This window comes from Hymenobacter saemangeumensis (assembly GCF_039541835.1).
Taxonomy (GTDB): Bacteria; Bacteroidota; Bacteroidia; order Cytophagales; family Hymenobacteraceae; genus Hymenobacter; species Hymenobacter saemangeumensis.
Map to the genome: position 1 here is coordinate 1 of NZ_BAABGZ010000061.1, position 21,286 is coordinate 21,286.

Here is a 21,286-nt window from a genome sequence, read left to right on the forward strand (position 1 = left end):
AAAAATGAGGTGGGTCGCACCCCAAATTTCGCCTCGTCGTGGAAGTCTTTTTTATTGGCACCCTACTTCCTAAACAGCTTCTACGAGAGTAAACCCAATCGATTGGATTACCGCCGCGGGCAAGATGCTTCATTGCTGGCTTGATGCGCCACATGCTCAGCATGACTTCTGGGTGATGGCTGTAAGCCAGGGAGCCGCATCACGGCATTTACGCTCATGGCCGGGGTAAGCTGGGTTGATTGCACCATTCGGCTAATCCAGCCGAAGTAGCAGGGCAGGGGAGGAAATATAGTCGCCGGGCGGTCGTTTGGGGCGGTACGTTCACTATACTCCCTGTTCTATGCACCGCATTCTGCTCACCACTGCTGCTTCTTCGGATGCTTCCGCCCAACACCATGTCCGTATCGGCATCAAGGCGGAGCCGTCTTATACCAGGTCTACAGTTTGGCTACCTGCTGAAGGCCGCTTCCTGCAACGACAACACTTTCTGCGATGTGTGGGAAGAGTATCAAGAGGTTGACGTAGGCTACGCCGCCGGCCTAGGCTACCAAATGAGCCATGGTCCCCTGCTGAGCTTCCGCTTCAACGGCAGCCTCACCCGGGTCAGCCATCCTATCATAGTGGGCAGTCGCATCACCTCGGAGAACATGTGGAACAATGCCAATCAGCTGCACGCGGGGTATTGGCTGACGCGGGAGTAGTGGGAGGCACCCTTTAAAACAATCCGCACCTGCTAAGAGCAGCTTGCTTTGGGTTACGCTGATAGATGCATGCTTTGGTATAGCTTGCCGGTCCCCTCTACTCACCATAGGTTCTGCGTCTCACTGCTGCTCGCGGGCAACAGGCTCAGGCAAAGGCAGGAGCGCAGCAGCGGCAGGAATCAGCTTTCACAAATCAACTTACACCAGGGATGTTTTATCGTCTTATCTTCCTGATAGCAGCTTTTGTAGCTGCCAGCTTTTGTCCTGCCGCGGCCACAACCTGGGACGAGCCCTGGCACAGTCAGGTGGTGAAGGCTGCCGACTCCTTTATCATGGCGAAGATTGGTGCCAGCGACGAGCACAAAGGCATTACGGCAACCGTCATTCAAACCCTGGGCGGCGCACCTATCACGGGCAAAATACAGATTAACGACTTTTACCTCCTTAACATGTGCAGCAGCTCAGGCCACGGGCCGGAGCTCCACATGGGCGACGCCGATACCTGCTATTTCTTCCTGAAGAAGAACGCCGCCGGCACCTACAGCCTTCCCACGCCCACTACCGGCTTTGCCCCCCTGTCTCATAAAACGGTGATGGCTACCTACCGGCACAGCTACCACCAGGCCATGGTTCCGCAGGCAGTATATGAGGCCACAATGACGGCCATCTTTCTTCATGCGCACGGGCAGCCGTATGACAGCGACTACATCGCCAAGTACGTAAGCACGACGCTGGCCCTGCCCCCGGCCACCATCGACAAGGCGGGCATGACTACCTTCTTCCAGCAGCACGTAGCCCTTGAAACCATGTACCACCTGGGGTGGAACGCAAACTATGAGCTGGTACTGCCCTTTCTGCGTGACACCAAAAATTTCCATGCCCAGATAAGCGCGGCCCGGGCCCTGACCGGCTTCAATACGCCCGACGCCAGACAGCAGCTGCTCACGCTCCTGCGCAGCAAGGAAACCGACGGCTTTGCCAAGACCATGGCCGTATGGACCCTGGCTTCCTTCCAGCCCAAGGAGCTGAAACCCGAGCTTGAGCAGCTGGCGCGTAGCGCATCAGCCGGCAAAGACGGTTTCGGCGGCAACATCATGGACCCCCGCGTGTGTACCCGCATACCGACCGTAAAAGAAGCCCTGCTGAAGCTGGTGGCCAGCTTGTAAGGCCATAATAGCGTCTGCTGCTAACAGCTATGTCCAGCTCCCGCAGCTTCCCGGTGCTCAGCCCCAGGCTGGCAGGAGCCAGCATGCCCCGGGCAATACTTGCTGTTGCTAAAGTGCGCACGCAAAACAATCCGGCCAGGCGGGTAGTCTTAAAGCGTGCCGCTTTACAAAATAGCGACTCACGAAACCCACAACCTTACCGCTATGAACATTGGAATAATTGGGGCCGGTCACATCGGCAGCGCCCTAGCCGTGCGGCTCACCAGCCTCGGCCACTCGGTATACATCGCCAACTCCCGCGGTCCCGAAACGCTGACGGACCTGGCCAGGAAAACCGGTGCCACCCCCGTCACGCCCCGGGAAGCCGCCCGCCACGGCGACATCGTGGTGGTGACCATCCCGCTGATAAACATCCCCGACCTGCCCAAGGACTTGTTTGAGGGCGTGCCCGCCGACGTGCCGGTGATTGACACCAGCAACTACTACCCCCTGCTGCGCGACGGCCAGATTTCCGAGCTGGAAAGCGGCGACCTGACCGAAAGCGAGTGGGTGCAGCAGCACCTGGGCCGGCCGGTGGTGAAGGTGTTCAACAACATCTACGCCGCCCATCTCGAGCAAAAGGGCCAGCCTGCCGGCACCCCCGGCCGCATCGCGCTGCCCGTGGCCGCCGACGATGCCGCCGCCAAGCAAAAGGTAATGGCGCTGGTAGATGAGCTGGGCTTCGACGCCGTCGACGCCGGCAGCCTGCACGAGTCGTGGCGGCAGCAGCCGGGTACCCCCTCGTATGGGACGGATATGCCCGCCGCCGAGCTGCAGCAGAACCTGGCCAGCCTGGGCACCCAGCGCACGCCCGAGCAGCACGCCGAGTTCGCGGCCAACCAGGCTGCGGCCGAAAAACACCTGGAGGCGCAAGGCGTCAAGCTGAAGTAGCCCCGCCCCAACCGGCGTGGGCCGCTAATGGCCAGCTGGCTGCATCCAGCCCCAACAAAAGAGCCCGGTAGCTGCCGGGCTTTTTTGTTGGAGCTTTTCCCTGAATAAAGGTTGCCAGGCGCCAGGAAAGCCCTTGGAAACCCGTTGCGAAAAGCAGAAGTCAAGCGCGCCGGGAAAGCCACCTGCCGGAAGTTATACTCATCTCAGAATGCAGCGCGAAAAGCATTTGCCGGAGGTAGAGACGCAACATTTTGCGTCTCGTCGTTGAACGATGCCGGTTGAACGAGTTAGCGGCGCAGTCCCGGAGACGCAAAATGTTGCGTCTCTACATCGTTCAGATTTCGCCAACCACCTGCCAGATGCGTTAACTGACTCTCATCGGCTTCAAGGAAATGACATTCCTGAAATGCCACTCCCGCGCAGCGCCCCGCGCAAATGCCGTCGAGCATAACGGATGCTTTGCCGGGCCCGTTATTCCGCTTGCCGCCGTACTAAAACCATGCGGTAGGGGAGGCGACCACCTGGCCCGGCATACCAGCCCTAACTTGGCCGCCCCTTCACTTCCGCCCTAGGTGGTCGTAACTGCTGATACCATTTCCTTGCTTCTTATGCTTAGAAAACTGCTTTTCTGGCTGGCTTTGCCGGCAATGGTGGCCTGCACCCGCCTGGCCGCGCCCGGCACGGATGGCACCGCCGCCACTTACTTCCCGGCGGCCGGCAAGGCCTGGCAGCGCCAGGCTCCGGCCGCTGCCGGCTTCGACGAGGCCCGCCTGGCCGCGGCCGTAGCCTTTGCCCAAACCCAGGAAACCACGCAGATGGCTCCCGACTTCTCCACCCAGGAGGAGATATTCGGCAAGCTGCTGGGGCCCATGCCCAGCAGCCGCGCCGCCACCAACGGCCTGGTGCTCCGGCACGGCTACATTGTGGCCGAGTGGGGCGACACCGAGCGAGCCGACCCCACCTACAGCGTGGCCAAAAGCGCGCTTTCCACCATCCTGGGCATCACCCTCGACCGCGGCCTCATCAAGGACATACACGACCCCGTGGCCCAGTACGTGCACGACGGTGGCTACGACTCCCCGCACAACCGCCTCATCACCTGGGAGCACCACGCCCGCCAGACCAGCGAGTGGGAAGGCGAGCTGTGGGGCAAAAACGCCGACTTCATCGGCGCCGAAGCCTTTGGCAAAGGCGAGCGCAAGCCCCGCGAAATACAGGCCCCCGGCACGTACTACGAATACAACGACGTCCGCATCAACCGCTTCGCGCTGTCGCTGCTGCGCCTCTGGCAAAAGCCGCTGCCGGCCGTATTCAAGCAGGAGGTGATGGACCCCATCGGCGCATCCAACACCTGGCAGTGGGTGCCTTACCCCAACGCCGTAGCCACGGTGAACGGCCAGGCCATGCCCTCGGTAAGCGGCGGCACGCGCTGGGGCGGGGGCTTGCGCATCAGCGCCCGCGACGAGGCCCGCTTTGGCTACCTCATGCTGCGCCAGGGCCGGTGGGGCACCCGCCAGATTGTGTCGTCCGACTGGGTGCGGCAGGCCACCACCCGCGGCCCCGTCGGGCCCGACTACGGCTACCTCTGGTGGCTCAACACCGAAAAGAAAGCCTGGCCCGATGCCCCGGCCGGCAGCTACGCCGCCCTGGGCGCGGGCTCCAACACCATCTGGGTCGACCCGGAGCACGACCTCGTCATTGTGTGGCGCTGGCACAACGGCAGCCCCAACGAGCTGATAAAGCGCGTGCTGGCCGCCCTCAAATCCTAACCTAACTCAACCCCATGCCTTCCCCCAATTTCACGCTGCTGCTGCACGGCGGCTCGGGCCGCCTGTACCCCGCCGGCACCCCATTTTCGCTGGAAGCCGATTACCACCGCACCCTGACGGCCGCCGCCCAGGCGGGCTTTGCCGTGCTGGCCGGGGGCGGCAGCAGCCTGAGCGCCGTAGAAACCACCCTGCGCCAGCTGGAAGACTCGCCCCTGTTCAACGCCGGGCGCGGCTCGGTGTTTTCGCACGCCGGGCTGAATGAGATGGACGCGGCTCTGATGGACGGCGCCACGCTACGTGCCGGCGCGGTGGCGGGCGTGCGCACCGTGCGCAACCCGATTTCAGCGGCCCGAGCCGTGCTCGAACGCTCGGCCCACGTGCTGCTCACGGGCGCCGGCGCCGACCAGTTTGCCGCCGAAATAGGCCTGGAAACGGCCCCGCCGGAGTGGTTTCGGACGGAGGAGCGGTGGCAGCAGTTTCAGGCCCTGCAAGCCGCCGCAGCCAGCTCCGCCGCCCCCACCACCAAATACGGCACCGTGGGCGCCGTGGCCCTCGACCAGGCCGGGCACCTAGCCGCCGGCACGTCCACCGGCGGCATGCTGAACAAGCAGTACGGCCGGGTGGGCGACTCGCCCCTTATCGGGGCCGGCACCTACGCCAACCACGTGTGCGCCGTGTCGGGCACCGGGCACGGCGAGTTTTTCATTCGCCACACGGTAGCCCACGACATCGCCGCGCTGATGGAGTACCGGGGCCTGGGCGTGGAGGCGGCCGCGCATGTGGTCATCCACGAAAAAGTGGCCCCGGCCGGTGGCAAGGGCGGTGTCATCGCCCTCGACGCGCGGGGCCAGGTAGCCATGCCCCACAGCACCGAAGGCCTGTTCTGGGCCTACGTCAGCGCAGATGGCCGAACCGGCACCAACGTGTGCAACATGATTGTGGAGTAGACTAGGCAGCGAGCCCACAACCTAGCCAACCCAAACGCGGCCGAGAAATACATGGTGGCCCAAGGTATCGAGCGGAAGTAGCTCCGCTCAACCTAGATTTAACTGCTCAGGCTCCAGCCGGTTGTGTTGAGCCCGAACGAAAGAGCCCCGGCAACTGCCGGGGCTCTTTCGTTCGGGCTCAAGTTTAGCGCAGCGTAAGTCGTGCCCGAAATAGTGGGAGGCACAGCTTCCCAGGGGCCGCGTCGTTTACAAATGAGTTGTTCTAGTGCAGCTTGCCGTCGCGCGTCAGTGGAGGTGCAACCTCTACCTTAGGACACGAGCTACAAGCTCGCGCCAGATGGGGCTTCACTTGTCTTATTTGGTTCAGTAAACTTATAGTCAATTCCAAGAAGCAATTTTAACTCGTCTTTATAAGCCATTACAGGTTCATAAAGCTGATGATAAGCTCTTCCAATTGCGCCTTCAAAAAGAACAAGTTTGGGGCGTGATTTCTTAGTCCCGCTTTCTAGTATTTGCTCTTGGGCAATACCAGGATATGGGTCAATGTAATGGATGTGCTTTATTCCTAGTTGGAATGCCTTTTTAGAGCATAATTCACAAGGGCTGGCAGTTGTAAATAATCTACCGCCTTTTATGCCCTCTCCGCCATACTTGGTGATTTGTAAGAAGGCATTCTCTTCAGCGTGTAAAGACCGAGTGTGAACTTGATTTTTCTCGTTGTCAATACAGTTTTGGGCGCTTTTGAAGCAGAAGGGTAGACTTCTTCCTTTTAAGGCCGTCGAAGTAAAGGCGCCATCATAAGCTTCAATTACTTTAAGTTGGAAATTATTGTTTTCTAACTCGTACTTGCTAAATGCTCCTTTGTCTGTATTGTCTTTTAGGTTGCGGACATCTCTAAGCAAGCACGGTGTTTGGCCTTCGGCAGTATTATTCCAACCAATTGCTTTTATAGAAAAATACTTATCAGTAACAACTGCTCCGACTTGCCTTGATATGCATCCTGAATTGTATTTGGCTGTATATGCTGTTTGCATACATCTTTCCTGAGGAGAAGGTGTAATCAGCCCCGGATGCTGTATTAAGGTGAGATATTTTACTAATTGCCTTTTAATTGATTCAAGAGAGTCTCCTTCATCCGAGTCAGGGTTGTGAATATATATGTCTGAAATTTGTATGCACGTTTTAATGTCTTGTTTATGGAATATCTGTTCCCCTGAAATGTCGGAATACTCAGCTTTATCTAGGTCATCTATGTCATTGCGTGTTAGTCCATTGTGTAATCGGTTGAACCGGTATTTGTTCTCGGCATTTACAGCTAATATATAAAATGCAGAGTACCTCTCTTTGAAAAAAAGAGCTTCTAAAGGATTTCTCAGTGAATCGATGATAATGTGGCCTTGACCCCTGTCCCTTAGTGATTTAATTATCTTGTTTATTTGTTCAGCAAGCATAAAAGTATGTCCAGCCGTGAAACCTGATTCAAATGCATTTCCTGATGCTCTAATGTTGCTGCCAAAGCCTTGAAATACAGTGGTTCGGCTCTTGATTGTGTGGTGGGCAAGAGCTGTTTTTAGTAATTCTGAAAAAATATTCAGCTCTGAATCAAAATAGAATTTGTATACTTCAAGCTTTTCTTCTGATTCAGAGTATTGTTCTGCTCTTGCCTCCTTTTTCAAGGAATTGAGGTGTTTTTTTTGAGTGTGTAGCTTGTTAAATAATGGTTTTATCTCAGACTCGTAATGTGGTTCTAATTTAACATTTTCCCGTGTTAAGTATTCTTGGAAACTCTCAAAGCTATTGTCCAAAACGAAGGACGTTATTATACTACTAACCTTTATTGTTGTGAATTGTGTCCAGTTCTCTTTTGCAAATGAATAAACAATATTATATTTTCTTTCCTCATTGTTTTCGAAATGGGTTGCTTTAGGAGCCGGGAATTGACAGCTACTAAAAGATTCTTGTGAGAGAAGTTTTGCAATTGTCGAGCAGCCTGAGCCAGTTCTGCCTGTAAGTCCTAGAACAATGAATTTGCTTCTAAGCTGGAAGAGAGTGTCTAATGAATTCATATTAGAAGTTGAAGAAAGTTTTGAAACAAGAAAAAGATGTCGAAAAATTTAATCAAATGTATCATAAATATTAGCATAAAAAAGATATTTTAAACAGTAAATTTCCTATCAGTTAACTGTAATTAGCTGTTTATCAAAGCTGCATACCAAAGACCAAGCTATTGTGCACTCTTTAGTGACACTAAGGCATGTGGTGTGTTGATGCTATATGTAAAAAAGTGCCAAAAAGTCCGAAAAGCCACTTTCGCACCCCCTTTGCTAGTCCCTTCGTAGAAACTTCTATCCGAAGCACCTAACAGAGACTAAGCAAAATGGACTTTAAAAACTTCACCATCAAGGCGCAGGAGGCCGTGCAGAAGGCCACTGAAATCGCCGGGGGCAACCAGCAGCAGGCCGTGGATACGGGCCACCTGCTCAAGGGCCTCTTCCAGGCCGACGAGAACGTGTTCTCGTTCCTGGCCAACAAGCTGGGGGTAAACCTCAACATTCTGACGCCGCGGCTCGACGCCATTGTGAGCGCCTATCCCAAGGTGAGCGGGGGCTCGCCTTACTTCTCCAACGAAGCTGCCTCCGTTATTCAGCGGGCTAATGGCTTCCTGAAGGAGTTCGGCGACGAGTTTGTGGCCGTGGAACACCTGCTGCTGGGCCTGCTCGGCGGCCGCGACAGCGTGGCCACCCTGCTCAAGGACACCGGCTTCAATGAAAAGGACTTGAAAGCCGCCATCAAGGAGCTGCGCGGGGGCCGCAAGGTGACCAGCCAGACGGCCGAAGACCAGTACCAGAGCCTGAACCGCTACGCCCGCAACCTCAACGAGCAGGTGCGTAGCGGCAAGATGGACCCGGTGATTGGCCGCGACGAGGAAATCCGCCGCGTGCTGCAAATCCTCTCGCGCCGCACCAAGAACAACCCCGTGCTGCTGGGGGAGCCCGGCGTGGGCAAAACCGCCATCGTGGAGGGACTGGCCCAGCGCATCGTGGCCGGCGACGTGCCCGAAAACCTCAAGGACAAAACCATCATGAGCCTCGACATGGGCCTGCTCGTGGCCGGGGCCAAGTACAAGGGCGAGTTTGAGGAGCGCCTCAAGTCGGTGATTAAGGAAGTGACCGACTCGGAAGGGCAGATTATCCTCTTCATCGACGAGATGCACACCCTGATTGGGGCCGGCGGCGGGGGCGAGGGCGCCATGGACGCCGCCAACCTGCTCAAGCCCGCCCTGGCGCGCGGCGAGCTGCACTCCATCGGCGCTACTACGCTGAAGGAGTACCAGAAGTACATCGAGAAAGACAAGGCCCTGGAGCGCCGCTTCCAGGCCGTGATGGTGGACGAGCCCAGCCAGGAAGACGCCATCAGCATCATGCGCGGCATCAAGGAGAAGTACGAGCTGCACCACGGCGTGCGCATCACCGACGACGCCGTGATTGCCGCCGTCGAGCTGAGCTCGCGCTACATCACCGACCGCTTCCTGCCCGACAAGGCCATCGACCTCATGGACGAAGCCGCGGCCAAGCTCCGCATCGAGCTGAACTCCATGCCCGTGGAGCTCGACGAGGTGCAGCGCCGCATCATGCAGCTGGAGATTGAGCGCGAGGCCATCCGCCGCGAGGAAAACAAGGACCGCGAAACCGTGCTGAGCAAGGAGATTGCCGACCTCAGCGAGAAGCGCGACTCCCTGAAAGCCCGCTGGGAAGGCGAGAAAAACGTGCTGACCAACATCCAGACCCAGAAAGAAGCCATCGAGCGCTTTAAGCTGGAAGCCGAGCAGGCCGAGCGCCAGGGCGACTACGGCCGCGTGGCCGAGCTGCGCTACGGCAAGATTCAGGAAGCCGAAAAGCAACTGAAGGAGCTGCAGGACCAGGCCAACGCCAACAAGGACGGCGGCTCCATGCTGCAGGAAGTGGTAACCCACGAGGACATCGCCGAGGTGGTGGCCAAGTGGACCGGCATCCCGGTCAGCAAGATGCTGCAGTCGGACCGCGAGAAGCTGCTGAACCTGGAAGGCGAGCTGGGCAAGCGCGTGGCCGGGCAGAGCGAGGCCATCGCGGCCATCTCCGACGCGGTGCGCCGCTCCCGCGCCGGCCTGCAGGACCCCAAGCGGCCCATCGGCTCCTTCATCTTCCTGGGCACCACCGGCGTGGGTAAAACCGAGCTGGCCAAGGCCCTGGCCGAGTACCTGTTCAACGATGAAAACGCCATGGTGCGCATCGACATGAGCGAGTACCAGGAGCGCCACGCTACCTCCCGCCTGATAGGAGCGCCTCCCGGCTACGTGGGGTACGACGAAGGCGGGCAGCTCACCGAAGCCGTGCGCCGCAAGCCCTACTCGGTCATCCTGCTCGATGAAATCGAGAAGGCCCACCCCGACGTGTTTAACATCCTGCTGCAAGTGCTCGACGACGGCCGCCTGACGGATAACAAAGGCCGGGTGGCCAACTTCAAGAACACCATCATCATCATGACCTCCAACACCGGGGCCGACATCATTCAGAAGAACTTCAAGGAGCTGAATGAGTACAACCACGACGAGGTGGTGGACCGCACCCGCGAGGAAGTGATTGAGCGCCTGAAAGGCCACATGCGCCCGGAATTCCTCAACCGCATCGACGAGATTGTGATGTTTCAGCCGCTTAAGCGCAAGGAAATCCGCCGCATCGTGGATATTCAGTTCAAGCAGATTCAGCAGCGCCTGGCCGAGGCCGGCATTCAGCTCGAAGCCAGCGACGAGGTGCTCGACTACCTGGGCGAGCAGGGCTTCGACCCGCAGTTCGGCGCGCGCCCGCTCAAGCGCGTGCTGCAGCGGGTGGTGCTCAATGAGCTGAGCAAGGACATCCTATCCGGCCGCGTGAGCAAGGACGCCGTGGTGGAAGCCGTGCTCGAAGATGGGCACGTAAAGTTCGAGAACGTGGAGATGCCGGCGGTGTAGCACAGTTTATTAGAATTGTTTTTTAAAAAAAGAGCCCCCGCTAATTAGAATTAGCGGGGGTTCTTTTTTTTCTTTTCTCAATAAATAAGCCGCCAAAAACGGCATGGATACAGAAATGGCCTACTTTTACACCTTTACACACATCTTTCCTTTTATGAAACAAATTATCATAATTGGCGGGCTACTGATGTTTCCAATTTTGGCGCAGGCACAAGTTGGGGTTGGTACTGCAAGCCCTGCTCCATCTGCTGCAGTAGATATTGTTTCTACTGCCCGAGGTCTTTTAATTCCGCGCATGACGCAGGCACAGCGAGTAGCAATTGCTTCGCCAGCAACCGGCCTGCTTGTTTTTCAAATTGATATAAATCAGGGATTTTTCTTTTTTGACGGAACGGCTTGGAACAAACTTGCCGTGGTAGGCTCATCAAATTCATCAACTTCAAATGAAACACTTATCTACACTGCGGACGGTTTTTAGTATTATATTATTATCGTTTATTGTTAACTTCGAGTGTTACAGTCAAGGCGCATTGAAGTTTAGCCAAGTAAATTATCTGACATTCTCTGGAATAGCTTCGGATGGCGGGTGTAATGCTGTACAAACCATTGGTAGTCAGAATTTAATAGTGCCAGTAAGTCATGTTCTTAAAATCGAAAGTGTTTCATTACCCTCCACTCAAGTTGGTCAGGGGAATATTAGAGCAGGATTTTTTAGATTAACAGTGAATGACATAAGTCACAGCAACTTTCCGGTGTGGTTGCCTGCAGGTTCTTATAATATTACACTTACCTATCACACGTCTCCGTGTTTCGGATGTGGTAGTCCAGGGACTTGTCCTGTGAGTTTTGCAGTTAAGGGCTCCTTTTCAGCATTGGATTTTGAGGTCGTGCCTTAAATTCAATGCAAAATGATGCGCGTTAGGCACAGTGGGCTTTAAACGGCATCATTCAGTTCCGCCAGATTCAGCAACGCTTGGCCGAGGCCGGCATTCAGCTCGAAGCCAGCGACGAAGTGCTCGACTACCTGGGCGAGCAGGGCTTCGACCCGCCGTTCGGCGCCCACCTGCTCAAGCGCGTGATACCGGGTGTTTCCGAATTAATTGTCGAAAGGCGTACTGTCTGGCCGCGTGAGCAAGGACGCCGTGGTGGAAGCCGTGCTCGAAGATGGGCACGTGAAATTCGAGAACGTGGAGATGCCGGCGGTGTAGCCCCACGGGACCCCTACGGGGCTGGCCCCTCCCCGGTAGGGAGGGAGCCTGACAATTGATATACAAAATCCCTGCTGGCAGCCTGTCAGCGGGGATTTTCATTTCAGTGCTGCTGAAAGCTATTTCTTGGCAATGCCCAGCTGCTGCATCAGCGCCGTGGGGCCGTGGCCTTCGGGTATCTCGCCGTAGGTTCTCACGATTTTATTGTTTTCGACGGAGTAAACGAAGTACTCGGAGGGCAGCTTGATGGCTTTGCCAGTGGCGGGCGTTTTGGGGACGCCAGCGGCGGAGGGGTAGTCCAGCTCGCCGGTGTGCGTACCGGTCAGGTACACGGCAATTTTAACCTGGTTGTCTTTTTCCCATTCCACCTGCTCGTTGAAGCGGAAGTCGTTGAAGGCGCGCTTGCGGGCCTTGTGCATGTCGAGGGCGCCGCTTTTAGGGATGCTGACGAAGAAGGGCATGCCTTTCATCTTCATGGAGTAGGCGTCGGCCAGGTAGGAATTGGCCTTGTCCCAGTCGCCGGCTTCGGCCGCGCGTAGGTGAGCGGCTACAATCTCCAGCGGCTTTTGGGTGTTGTGAGCCTGCTCGTTGGCTTTGGGCTGATACGTGGCACAGGAGGAAGCGAGCAGCAGAAGCGTAGGCAGAGTGCCTGAGATGTAAGGTTTCATATGTAAGGAGGAAGCTTGATGTTTGGGTACAAATGTAGTTAGAATTCAAACTAATTGTTCGCTGGCAGCTCCTGCGCGAAGAAGACTGCGGCCGACTTAAGCGAGGCTGTTTTTGATGAGTTGCTGCAGCACTGTATTCGCGGTGCTGATCTGTTCGGGGCTGATGCCGGCGGTGAGCTGGGTGATGGTAGCCTGGGCCACCCGCACCAGGGGCTGCTGCAGCTGCCGGGCCGTCTCGGTAAGGAAAATCAGGTTGCTGCGGCCGTCGGTGGCGTGGCTTTGGCGCCGGAGCAGGCCTTTGCGCTCCATGGTGTCCAGGATACTGGTGATGCTGGCTTTGTTCTTATAGGAAGCATCGGCCAGCTCCTGCTGGGTTTGGCCGTCCTGGCCAAACAGGTTGAGCAGAATAATCCACTGCTCGCCGGTTACGTCGAAGCCCTCGGCCTGGAAGTTGCGGTTCAGGGTGTTACCCATAAGACGGGCAGCCTGGCCAACCAACGAGCCTAGTGATGCTTTTAAAGGATGGGACATAGCGTCAGTGTGGGACCCGCACGGCGAGGGGTGGGCGCGGTACCCGGGCTGGGGCAAGTAAAATAATAAAGTAGGCAGAAGGTACTAAGGTACGCGGGGCGCGACTTGCCTCTGCGTATGCACTAGGCAGGCAGCTGGTAACTCTTGCTAACCGGTGCCGCCTACTTGCGGGCCGCCGCCTTTTCCAGCCGCTCGTTCAGGGCCACGCCCAGGCCGGTGTTGGGCAGGCGCTCGGCCAGCAGCAGCTCCAGGCCCAGGGCGTCGAGCTGGTGCAGGGCGGCGTAGAGGCCGTGGGCCGCTTCGGCCAGGTCGCCGCGGCCGGGGCTGAGCACTACTTGCTGATTGGCGGGCAAACCCGGCAGCGGCTCGCGCAGGGTGAGGGCGCCGGTGCGGGCCGGGTCGAAGGCGGGCGCCGGCCGCAGGCCGGGGCCAAACAGCTGCAGGGGCGTGTGGGGCGAGTAGTGGTAGGGCAGCAGGCCCGGGCTGGCGGCAGGCTTTACTTTCTCGGCTTCGGTGCGCAGTCGGGTGGCGGGCACCACGGCCTGCAGCCTTTCCAGCGAGAGGGCGCCGGGCCGGTACACCACGGGCTCGCCGGCGGGGCCGAAGCCCACCACCGTGCTTTCGATGCCGGCCTGGCTGGCGCCGCCGTCGAGGATGTAGGGAATGCGGCCGCCCAGCTGCTTGAGCACGTGCTCGGGCCGGGTGGGGCTGATGTAGCCAAACGGGTTGGCCGAAGGGGCTGCCAAAGGGAAGTCCAGCTGCCCCAGCAGCTGCCGCACCAGGGGATGGGCCGGGATGCGCACGGCTACGTCGGGCAGGCCGGCCGTGACGAGGTCGGGCACCACGGCCGGCTCGCGGGGCAGCAGCAGGGTGAGGGGGCCGGGGCTGAAGGCAGCCAGCAGGGTATGCGCCGCCGCCGGCACCCGCTCGGGCAGCAGGTAGCCAGCTAGCGCGTCGGCGCTGGCAAAGTGCAGGATGAGCGGGTTGCTCAGGGGGCGGCCCTTTACCTCGAAAATGCGGTGCAGGCTATCCTCGCGCAGGCCGTGCCCGGCCAGGCCGTACACGGTTTCGGTGGGAATGGCTACCAGCTCGCCGGCCCGCAGCAAGGCCGCGGCCCGGGCTACGTCGGGGCCCAGGTGAGTTGTCATCATATGCAAAAAGCGCCTACCGTCTGGTACGATACGCGAAGCCAAAGGTAGGCGGCTCAGGCGGCGTGCGCCGAGCTGCCGCGCCGTTCCGCTGGTTTTGCCCGGCTTTATGCTGGTGGCGGGTAGGGGGCGGTAAGTAGCTGCCTGTGCGGCGGGGCCGCCCGCCGGGCCTGACAAAGTTGCCCGTCGCCCCTGCGCTGTTCAGCATGGCGGGGCTTTTGTTAGCGGGCAGCCATGAAGAAAAAGGCAAGGAGATACCTGCGGCTGCTGGGGCTGGTGCTGCTCATGCTGCTGGCCGCGGCCGGCGTGGGCCTGACCGGCGCCGCCCCCATTTCCCAGAAGAAAGACCGGTACATCGACAACGAGGTGAAGACCGAGCTGGTGGAGCGTAAGCAGGAAGAAGGGCCGGCAGAGCTGGGGCAAGAATAAGCCGGGCGCCAGCTGGCAAGCACTAGATAATAACCAGTAAGTGGGCCCGGATAGGCTGGGGCTTTAGCAAAAAGCAAAGCCTGGCATGGGCAGCGCCTGAGGTGGGTAAGCAGCCCACAGGCGAAGCTGTTCGTGCGGCCTTTACTGCTTTGGGCTCGGGCTTTTCGGAGGGGTGTTTAAGTTCTGAGGTGCTGTTTTTTAGGCTGGAACGGGAGGGCCGGCGGATTAATCCGGATATTTTTTTTGCGCAGCCACGACTGGCAATTGTTCAATTAATGGCTAGCGCCCCGGCTGGTGGGTTAAACCGCTGCCTTGTAGCGCCCAGCAGCGAATAGAGGAACAAGAAAAAGCTCGGCATGCCGCATTCTTTTTCAAAGTGGCAAAAAAATGACGATGGCAAGATTTTACTGCTCTTTACGGGCAAGGGAAAGCCAGGCCTGATGCTGCTGGACTGCCCGTTTACAGGCTATTGGATTAGTTATATTATGCATGCCGATTAATTGATTTTAATGCGTGTCTGCAACTTATAAGATTTTGGCTTTTAGATAAATAATGCTGGGGTAGGACCATACATTTGGCCGCATCTCCCGGTATTCCACCGGGAATTTGTTTCCTTTTACCCACTTCTAACCCATCCACAAAACCCACCACGCTATGAGAATTTTTACCCTTTCGGCCGCCCTGGCTGCCCTGCTTCTGACCAGCTGCCAAAAACAAGCCGACGACCAGCTGCTGCCCCAGCCGGCTGCGGAGCCTACCGAAGCGCTAAGCGCGCAGCAGCTCGACGAGCAGATTCTGAGCCGGGTGCGCGAAACCGGCAAGTTCGACTGGAACCAGGCCTCGGCCCACTTCACCTGGAGCGCCCTGACGCGGTCGGACTACGTGCTGTCGGTAGGTTACCGGGCGGCTAATGCCACCGGCGACCTTCCGGCCGACGCGGCCACCCGGCTGGAGTGGCAGCAGGCCCGCGCCGAGGTGCTGTCCCTGATTCTGGCCGAGGAGCGCAAAGCCCGCCCCGAGCTGACGCTGGAACAGCTCATTGCCTACGAGGAAAATGTGCTGCCCGTGCTCGACGTGACGGTGCGGCAGCTCAGCACCGTGCAGGCCCTGCGGGCCAGCCCGCTGGTGCGCTACGCCGAGCCCATGGGCTACGAGCCCGACCGCGGCCAGCAGGCGGCCAACAAAGGCACGGCCACTACCAGCAGCAGCGGCTGCGGCAGCAACACGGCCGCGGCCGGCCTGGTAGCAGGGGTCGACTACACCACGCTGCCCAACGGCAGCAAGTCGTCGTGGAACCATGCCGACCAGTTTCATGGCATCCGGGCCAGCTGGAGCCAGAGCACGGGGCAGGGCATCAAGATGGTAATTATTGACTCGGGCTGCTCCGATGCCCAGGAAAACCTGGGCTCGGCCTTCAACCAGGGCCTGAGCGCGGGCCGCACCATTGAGCGGCTCGTGACCTTGCCCCGGGCTACTTTCCTGGGTATTCCCACCGGCCCGGTGGAAACGCCCAACGATGGCTGCGGGCACGGCACCAGCATGGCCGGGGCTGCCGCCGCGCCCCGGGGCACCGACGGCAACTCCGTGGGTATTGCCTACAACGCCAACCTGATTACCATACGCGCCGCCGAAGACGTGTTTCTGGATGGCAGCCGCGAAGTAAAAGGCGTATCCGATGCCTACGTGCTAGCCGGCAACCGCACCGATGTGCGCATCATCAGCATGAGCATGGGCCGGCTCACCAGCTCGTCGCAGATGACCGACGCCATCCGCTACGCCTACAACCGCGGCAAGCTTATCTACTGTGCCGCGGGCACTTCGTTCGACTGGTCGGCCGGCATCGTGGGGGTGATTTACCCGGCCTCGCTGCCCGAGGCCGTGGCCGTGACCGGGGTAAAAGACAACCTCACCACCCGCTGTGATGAGTGCCACACCGGCAGCGACGTGGAATTTACCGTAGTGATGCAGAAAACCAGCAACAACCGCCGCCCGCTGTCGCTGGCCATGAGCGGCGACGTGCCCAGCACAGTTGGCGGCTCGTCGGTGGCCACGGCCAGCATGGCCGGCATGACTGCCGTGCTCTGGGCCAAGTACCCCTACGAAAGCCGCGCCCAGATTATGAACCGCCTGATTGCGGCCAGCTCCAACCGCAACGCCCGCAGCGGCAGCTTCGGCTGGGGCCGCGTGAACCTGGGCGCCGCCGTGGGAGCCATGCCGCTGTAAGATTGGAATAGCGTATTGGGAAAAAGCTCTGCCTGCAGCCAGCGGGTAGAGCTTTTTTGCTTTTGCAAAAGGAGGAAAGCAGGGGAGGGTAGCTGCCCGCTGCGCGCTATGGTGCCAGGAGCACGAGCGGCAAGCACAAGCACGGCCGGGCACCTGCTCAATGCCTGGGTGCCATTTGCGGCGGCAGGCTGCAGGCAGGCTTTGGCCCATGCCTCCAGCGAACGGCTTCTGAGCATTGTGCGCGAAAAACTGTTGTTGAAAAAAGCACAAGTCCGGCTTTTGGGTCAGCCTGATTCCATCGGTGCAGGCTAAGCCAGCCAGCTTGCTGCGAAGCGCCTATCCAGGCTTAAGAATTGAGGCTTGCGTCAGCGCAACAAGCTGCTGCTACAGGGAAAACATTGCCGTGGGCAGGGAAGGTTCGACGTTATGATACAAGCAAATAGGCTTGTTCTGTTTATGCGGCAGATAGGGGCGAAGGGGGCAACAATACAGGCATTCTAAAGATTGGCTGGAATAGCCGGCGACCCTCTTTGAAGGAGTACCTGCTGCGCTTAAATTAGCCACGCAAATCCACCTTTTTTCTCTGTTTCCATATGAAAATAACTGTACTAAAATCTGGCATTACGGGCGGGTGCTGGCGGCCCGGGCTCTGGGCCTTGCTGCCCCTGCTCTGGCTGCTGGCTACCCCCGCGGCACGGGCCCAGTACTGCGTCACCAACCTGGGCGGCGGCAGCTGTGACATTACCCAGGTGCAGGTGGTCGGAACCACGCTCAGCACCACCGCCAGTCTGTGTCCGAATACCTCGGCCAACAACTACTCCTCCTATCCGGCGTCGGGTACTACCACCGCTACCCTGCAGCGAGGAACAGTGTATACCATCAGCGTAACCACCACCACCGCGGACATCATCTCGATGTGGGGCGACTGGAACCGAAACGGCACGTTTGAAGCCAGCGAGTGGACGCAGGTAGCGGTGGCGTCGACGGCCGGCATGCCGGCTACGGCCAGCTTTACCGTGCCCGCCGGCGCCAGCGCGGGCAGCACGGGCCTGCGGATACGAACCCGCTTTTCCGGCAATGCCAACGCGGCATCCGATGCCTGCAGCAACTTCGGCTCCGGTGAGACCCGCGACTACGTGGTAACCATTGCCGGCACCAGTGGCGCGCCGGCCAACGACAACTGCAGCGGGGCTACCGTGCTTGCCGTGAGCACCAGCTGCACGCCCACTACCGGAACCACGGTAAATGCAACGTCCTCCACGGTAGGGCCCACTTCCTGCGGGGGCTCCAGCAATGGCAACGACGTGTGGTATCGACTGACTGTGCCTGCGGGCATGACGCAAATAACGGTGGAAACCAGCGCGTCCACGGGCTCACCCCTGAACGACACCGTACTGGAAATCTACCGCGGCAGCTGCAGCAGCCTCACTTCCATTGGCTGCAACGACGATGCCAATGGCGGTTTCTCGCAGCTTGTGCTGGCCGTAACGCCCGGCGAAACCCTATTTGCCCGCGTGCTTCCCTACACCAGCGGGCCCAACGGGGCCTTCCAGATTTGTGCCTACGGCACACAGACAACCACGAATACAACCACGCCGGCGCCGTACTGCGCGGCGGCCAGCAGCGTGGGCTGCGGCAACGGCACCATCACCAACGTTTCGCTGGCCGGCACCGGGCTCAACAACAGCAGCGGCTGCTCGGTAAACGCCAGCAACCACCCCTACTACAACTACCCGGCTGCGGGCAGTGCCACCGGCACGGTGCAAGCCGGCAGCAGCTACCCGCTGAGCGTGGTGTCGGACGCCGGGCAGATAGTGTCGGTGTGGGTCGACTGGAACCGCAACGCCGTGTTCGACGCCAGCGAGTGGCTGCAGGTAACCACGAGCTCCACCGGTTCGGGCGAGTCGGTGACGCTGGCCGTGCCGGCCAGCACCACGGCAGGCACGGTGCGCATGCGCGTCCGCTCGCGGGCGGCGGGCAGCCCCAACGGCTCGACTGATGCCTGCAGCACTTTTGGCTCCGGCGAGGCGGAAGACTATACCCTGACCGTCATCAACCCGGGCAACACCACCAATCCGGCTCCCTACTGCGTGGCCCCCAGCAACGTGGGCTGCGGCAACGGCAACATTACCAACGTGACGCTGACCGGCACCACCCTGAACAACAGCAGCGGCTGCTCGCTCAACGCCAGCGGCTACCCCTACTACAACTACCCGGCCACGGGTAATGCTACGGGTACGGTGCAGGCCGGCAGCAGCTACAGCCTGAGCGTGACGTCGGAGCTGAACAACATCGTGTCGGTGTGGGTCGACTGGAATCAGAACGGCACCCTGGAAGCCAGCGAATGGCTGCAGGTGACCACCTCGTCGACCGACGGCGTGCCCGCCACTATTGCCTTGCCGGTACCCGTTTCGGCCCTGGCAGGCCCAACGCGCATGCGCATCCGGACCCGTGCTGCGGGCAGCACCAATGGCGCGGTGGATGCCTGCACCAGCTTTGCTTCGGGCGAAACCGAAGACTACACCATCACGGTAGCCAACTGCGCGGCCCCCGCAGCCCCGGCTGTGACCGGCGCCAGCCGCTGCGGCGCCGGCTCCGTGACCTTGTCGGCCAGCGGCGCGCCCGCCGGCGGCTCTTACCGCTGGTATGCCGCCGCCAGTGGCGGCACTTCCTTAAACAGCACAGCCAGCTACACCACGCCCGCGCTGTCGGCCACGACGACCTACTACGTGAGCATAGTTAACAGCACAGGGTGTGAAAGCGCCCGCACGATGGTCACGGCCACCATCAATGCGCTGCCCGTCGCCAACGCCGGGCCGGCGCGCAGCATCTGCTCGGGCGCCTCGGCTACGCTGGGCAGCGCGCCGGCAGCAGGTGTTACCTACAGCTGGAGCCCCGCCACGGGCTTGAGCAGCGCTAGCGCAGCTCAGCCCACCGTGACCCTGGCGAATACTACCGGCACCGCCACTACCACGACCTATACGCTGACTGCAACGTCGGCCCAGGGCTGCACCGCCACCAGCACCGTAGCCGTAACGGTGAACCCCGCAGCCGTTGCCGATGCCGGCCCGGCCCGCTCGGTATGCTCGGGCGTAGGAACCCAGCTGGGGACGCCTGCCGTAGCGGGCACCACTTACAGATGGAGCCCGGCCACTGGCCTGAGCAGCACCACGGCCGCCCAGCCCACCGCCACCCTGACCAACACGACGGGTGCGGCCACCACGGCTACCTATACCGTCACCGCCACCACCGCCCAGGGCTGCACGGCCACCAGCACCGTGACCCTAACCGTGAACCCGGCCGCCGTCGCCAACGCCGGCCCTGCCCGCAGCTTCTGCTCGGGCCAGAGCGCCCAGCTCGGCTCGGCCCCCACGGCGGGCACCACTTATAGCTGGAGCCCGGCCACCGGCCTGAGCAGCGCCGGCATTGCCCAGCCCACCGTAACGCTGACCAATACCACCAGCGTGCCCACCACGACCACCTATACCGTAACGGCAACCACGGCCAGCGGCTGCACCGCCACCAGCACCGTGGCAGTGACGGTGAACCCCGCTACTTCGGCGTCGTTCAGCTACGCGGCCCCCAGCTACTGTCTGAATGCCACGACGGCCCCCGTGCCTACCGTAACCGGAACGGCCGGTGGCACCTTCACCGCCACCCCGGCGGGCCTGAGCCTCAACGCCACTACGGGTGCGGTAAACCTGAGCGCCAGCAGCGCCGGCAGCTACCTTGTAACTTACTCGGTAGCTGGCAGCTGCCCCAGCAACAGCACCGTGGCACTGGCGCTGGAGCCGATTCCCACGGCCAGCATCACCGCCAGCGGGGCTACTTCCTTCTGCCAGGGCGGCTCGGTTACGCTTACGGCCAGCGGCGGAGGCATTTATGCCTGGAGCAATGGCCAGACTACGCCCTCCATTACCGTAAGCTCGGCCGGCAACTACACCGTGACCGTCACTTCGGCCAGCGGCTGCTCGGCTACTTCGGCAGCAACTACCGTTACGGTAAACCCCACGCCCGCAACGCCTACCATCACGCGCGCCGGCAACACGCTCACCAGCAGCTCGACTACCGGCAACCAGTGGTACCTCGATGGCAACCTGATTCCCGGGGCTACCGGGGCCAGCTACGTCATCAGCGGCCCGGGGGCTTACACGGTGGTGGTGACTGCCTCCGGCTGCCCCTCCGGCCCCTCAACTCCGGTACTCATTACCGGCAACGCGCGCGCCCTGCCCGGCAGCAGCCTGCAGGTGTACCCCAACCCCACGCCCAACGGCCGCTTCACCGTGGAGCTACAGGGCTACACCCAGCCCGTGGAGCTGACCTTGCTCAATGCCCTGGGCCAAGTAGTGTTTACCCGCTCGCTGCCCGCTTCGGCCCAAGGCCAGGCGGCCCTGCGCCTGGAGCTGGATAACCTGGCTGCGGGCGTGTACGTGCTGCAGGCCGCTACCAAAGGCGGGCTCGACACCCGCCGGATAGCGGTGAGCCGCTAATCCGGTGCTAAGTACAAGAAAGCCCCGTCGGCCTCTGGTCGGCGGGGCTTTCTTGTAGGCAGAAGCCAGAAGCAGGAAGGAACCAGCCG

Annotated in this window: 14 protein-coding genes and 1 pseudogene; 11 read left to right on the forward strand and 4 right to left on the reverse strand. The window is 60.0% G+C overall.

Going from position 1 to position 21,286, the window contains the following annotated elements; translation table 11 throughout:
• The first annotated feature begins 551 nt into the window (after positions 1-551).
• The 5 genes from ABD919_RS14695 (at position 552) to ABD919_RS14715 (ending at position 5,513) form a co-directional block, all read left to right on the forward strand.
• Complete coding sequence (locus ABD919_RS14695) at positions 552-701, forward strand: hypothetical protein (protein WP_345236781.1); 150 nt, start codon at positions 552-554, stop codon at positions 699-701.
• A 209-nt stretch (positions 702-910) separates the two neighbouring features.
• Entirely contained in the window at positions 911-1,867 is a 957-nt protein-coding gene (locus tag ABD919_RS14700; protein ID WP_345236782.1) for a HEAT repeat domain-containing protein, read from the forward strand.
• Between the two features lie 156 nt (positions 1,868-2,023).
• Complete coding sequence (locus ABD919_RS14705; protein ID WP_345236783.1) at positions 2,024-2,797, forward strand: NADPH-dependent F420 reductase; 774 nt, start codon at positions 2,024-2,026, stop codon at positions 2,795-2,797.
• A 608-nt stretch (positions 2,798-3,405) separates the two neighbouring features.
• Positions 3,406-4,566 carry a serine hydrolase domain-containing protein gene (locus ABD919_RS14710; protein WP_345236784.1) on the forward strand — a complete coding sequence of 387 codons (1,161 nt, stop codon included), beginning with the start codon at positions 3,406-3,408 and terminating at the stop codon, positions 4,564-4,566.
• Between the two features lie 14 nt (positions 4,567-4,580).
• Positions 4,581-5,513 carry an isoaspartyl peptidase/L-asparaginase family protein gene (locus ABD919_RS14715; protein ID WP_345236785.1) on the forward strand — a complete coding sequence of 311 codons (933 nt, stop codon included), beginning with the start codon at positions 4,581-4,583 and terminating at the stop codon, positions 5,511-5,513.
• Positions 5,514-5,833: 320 nt separating this feature from the next.
• On the opposite strand, the gene ABD919_RS14720 is transcribed toward ABD919_RS14715, so the two are convergent.
• Complete coding sequence (locus tag ABD919_RS14720) at positions 5,834-7,579, reverse strand: hypothetical protein (protein ID WP_345236786.1); 1,746 nt, start codon at positions 7,577-7,579, stop codon at positions 5,834-5,836.
• Positions 7,580-7,890: 311 nt separating this feature from the next.
• On the opposite strand from ABD919_RS14720, the gene clpB reads away from it, so the two are divergent.
• The 3 genes and pseudogenes from clpB to ABD919_RS14735 form a co-directional block, all read left to right on the forward strand.
• The gene (gene clpB, locus ABD919_RS14725) at positions 7,891-10,500 is read left to right on the forward strand and encodes an ATP-dependent chaperone ClpB (protein WP_345236787.1); all 2,610 of its coding nucleotides are present in this window, start codon (positions 7,891-7,893) and stop codon (positions 10,498-10,500) included.
• A 154-nt stretch (positions 10,501-10,654) separates the two neighbouring features.
• Entirely contained in the window at positions 10,655-10,978 is a 324-nt protein-coding gene (locus tag ABD919_RS14730; protein WP_345236788.1) for a hypothetical protein, read from the forward strand.
• A 495-nt stretch (positions 10,979-11,473) separates the two neighbouring features.
• Positions 11,474-11,521, forward strand: a pseudogene (locus ABD919_RS14735) (hypothetical protein); the annotation flags it as partial.
• A 306-nt stretch (positions 11,522-11,827) separates the two neighbouring features.
• On the opposite strand, the gene ABD919_RS14740 reads toward ABD919_RS14735, so the two are convergent.
• From ABD919_RS14740 to ABD919_RS14750, 3 genes are all read right to left on the reverse strand, one after another.
• Positions 11,828-12,376: an ester cyclase gene (locus ABD919_RS14740; protein WP_345236789.1), complete on the reverse strand. Its 549-nt coding sequence runs from the start codon at positions 12,374-12,376 to the stop codon at positions 11,828-11,830.
• Positions 12,377-12,472: 96 nt separating this feature from the next.
• Positions 12,473-12,850, reverse strand: coding sequence for a MarR family winged helix-turn-helix transcriptional regulator (locus ABD919_RS14745; RefSeq protein ID WP_345236790.1), 378 nt, complete (start codon positions 12,848-12,850; stop codon positions 12,473-12,475).
• Between the two features lie 218 nt (positions 12,851-13,068).
• Complete coding sequence (locus ABD919_RS14750; RefSeq protein ID WP_345236791.1) at positions 13,069-14,058, reverse strand: L-threonylcarbamoyladenylate synthase; 990 nt, start codon at positions 14,056-14,058, stop codon at positions 13,069-13,071.
• A 231-nt stretch (positions 14,059-14,289) separates the two neighbouring features.
• Here ABD919_RS14750 and ABD919_RS14755 point away from each other — a divergent pair, with 231 nt between their 5' ends.
• The 3 genes from ABD919_RS14755 (at position 14,290) to ABD919_RS14765 (ending at position 21,197) form a co-directional block, all read left to right on the forward strand.
• Positions 14,290-14,484, forward strand: coding sequence for a hypothetical protein (locus ABD919_RS14755; protein ID WP_345236792.1), 195 nt, complete (start codon positions 14,290-14,292; stop codon positions 14,482-14,484).
• Between the two features lie 654 nt (positions 14,485-15,138).
• On the forward strand, positions 15,139-16,707 hold the full coding sequence (locus tag ABD919_RS14760) for a S8 family peptidase (RefSeq protein ID WP_345236793.1): 1,569 nt from the start codon (positions 15,139-15,141) through the stop codon (positions 16,705-16,707).
• A 593-nt stretch (positions 16,708-17,300) separates the two neighbouring features.
• Positions 17,301-21,197, forward strand: coding sequence for a GEVED domain-containing protein (locus ABD919_RS14765; protein ID WP_345236794.1), 3,897 nt, complete (start codon positions 17,301-17,303; stop codon positions 21,195-21,197).
• The last annotated feature ends 89 nt before the right edge of the window (positions 21,198-21,286 follow it).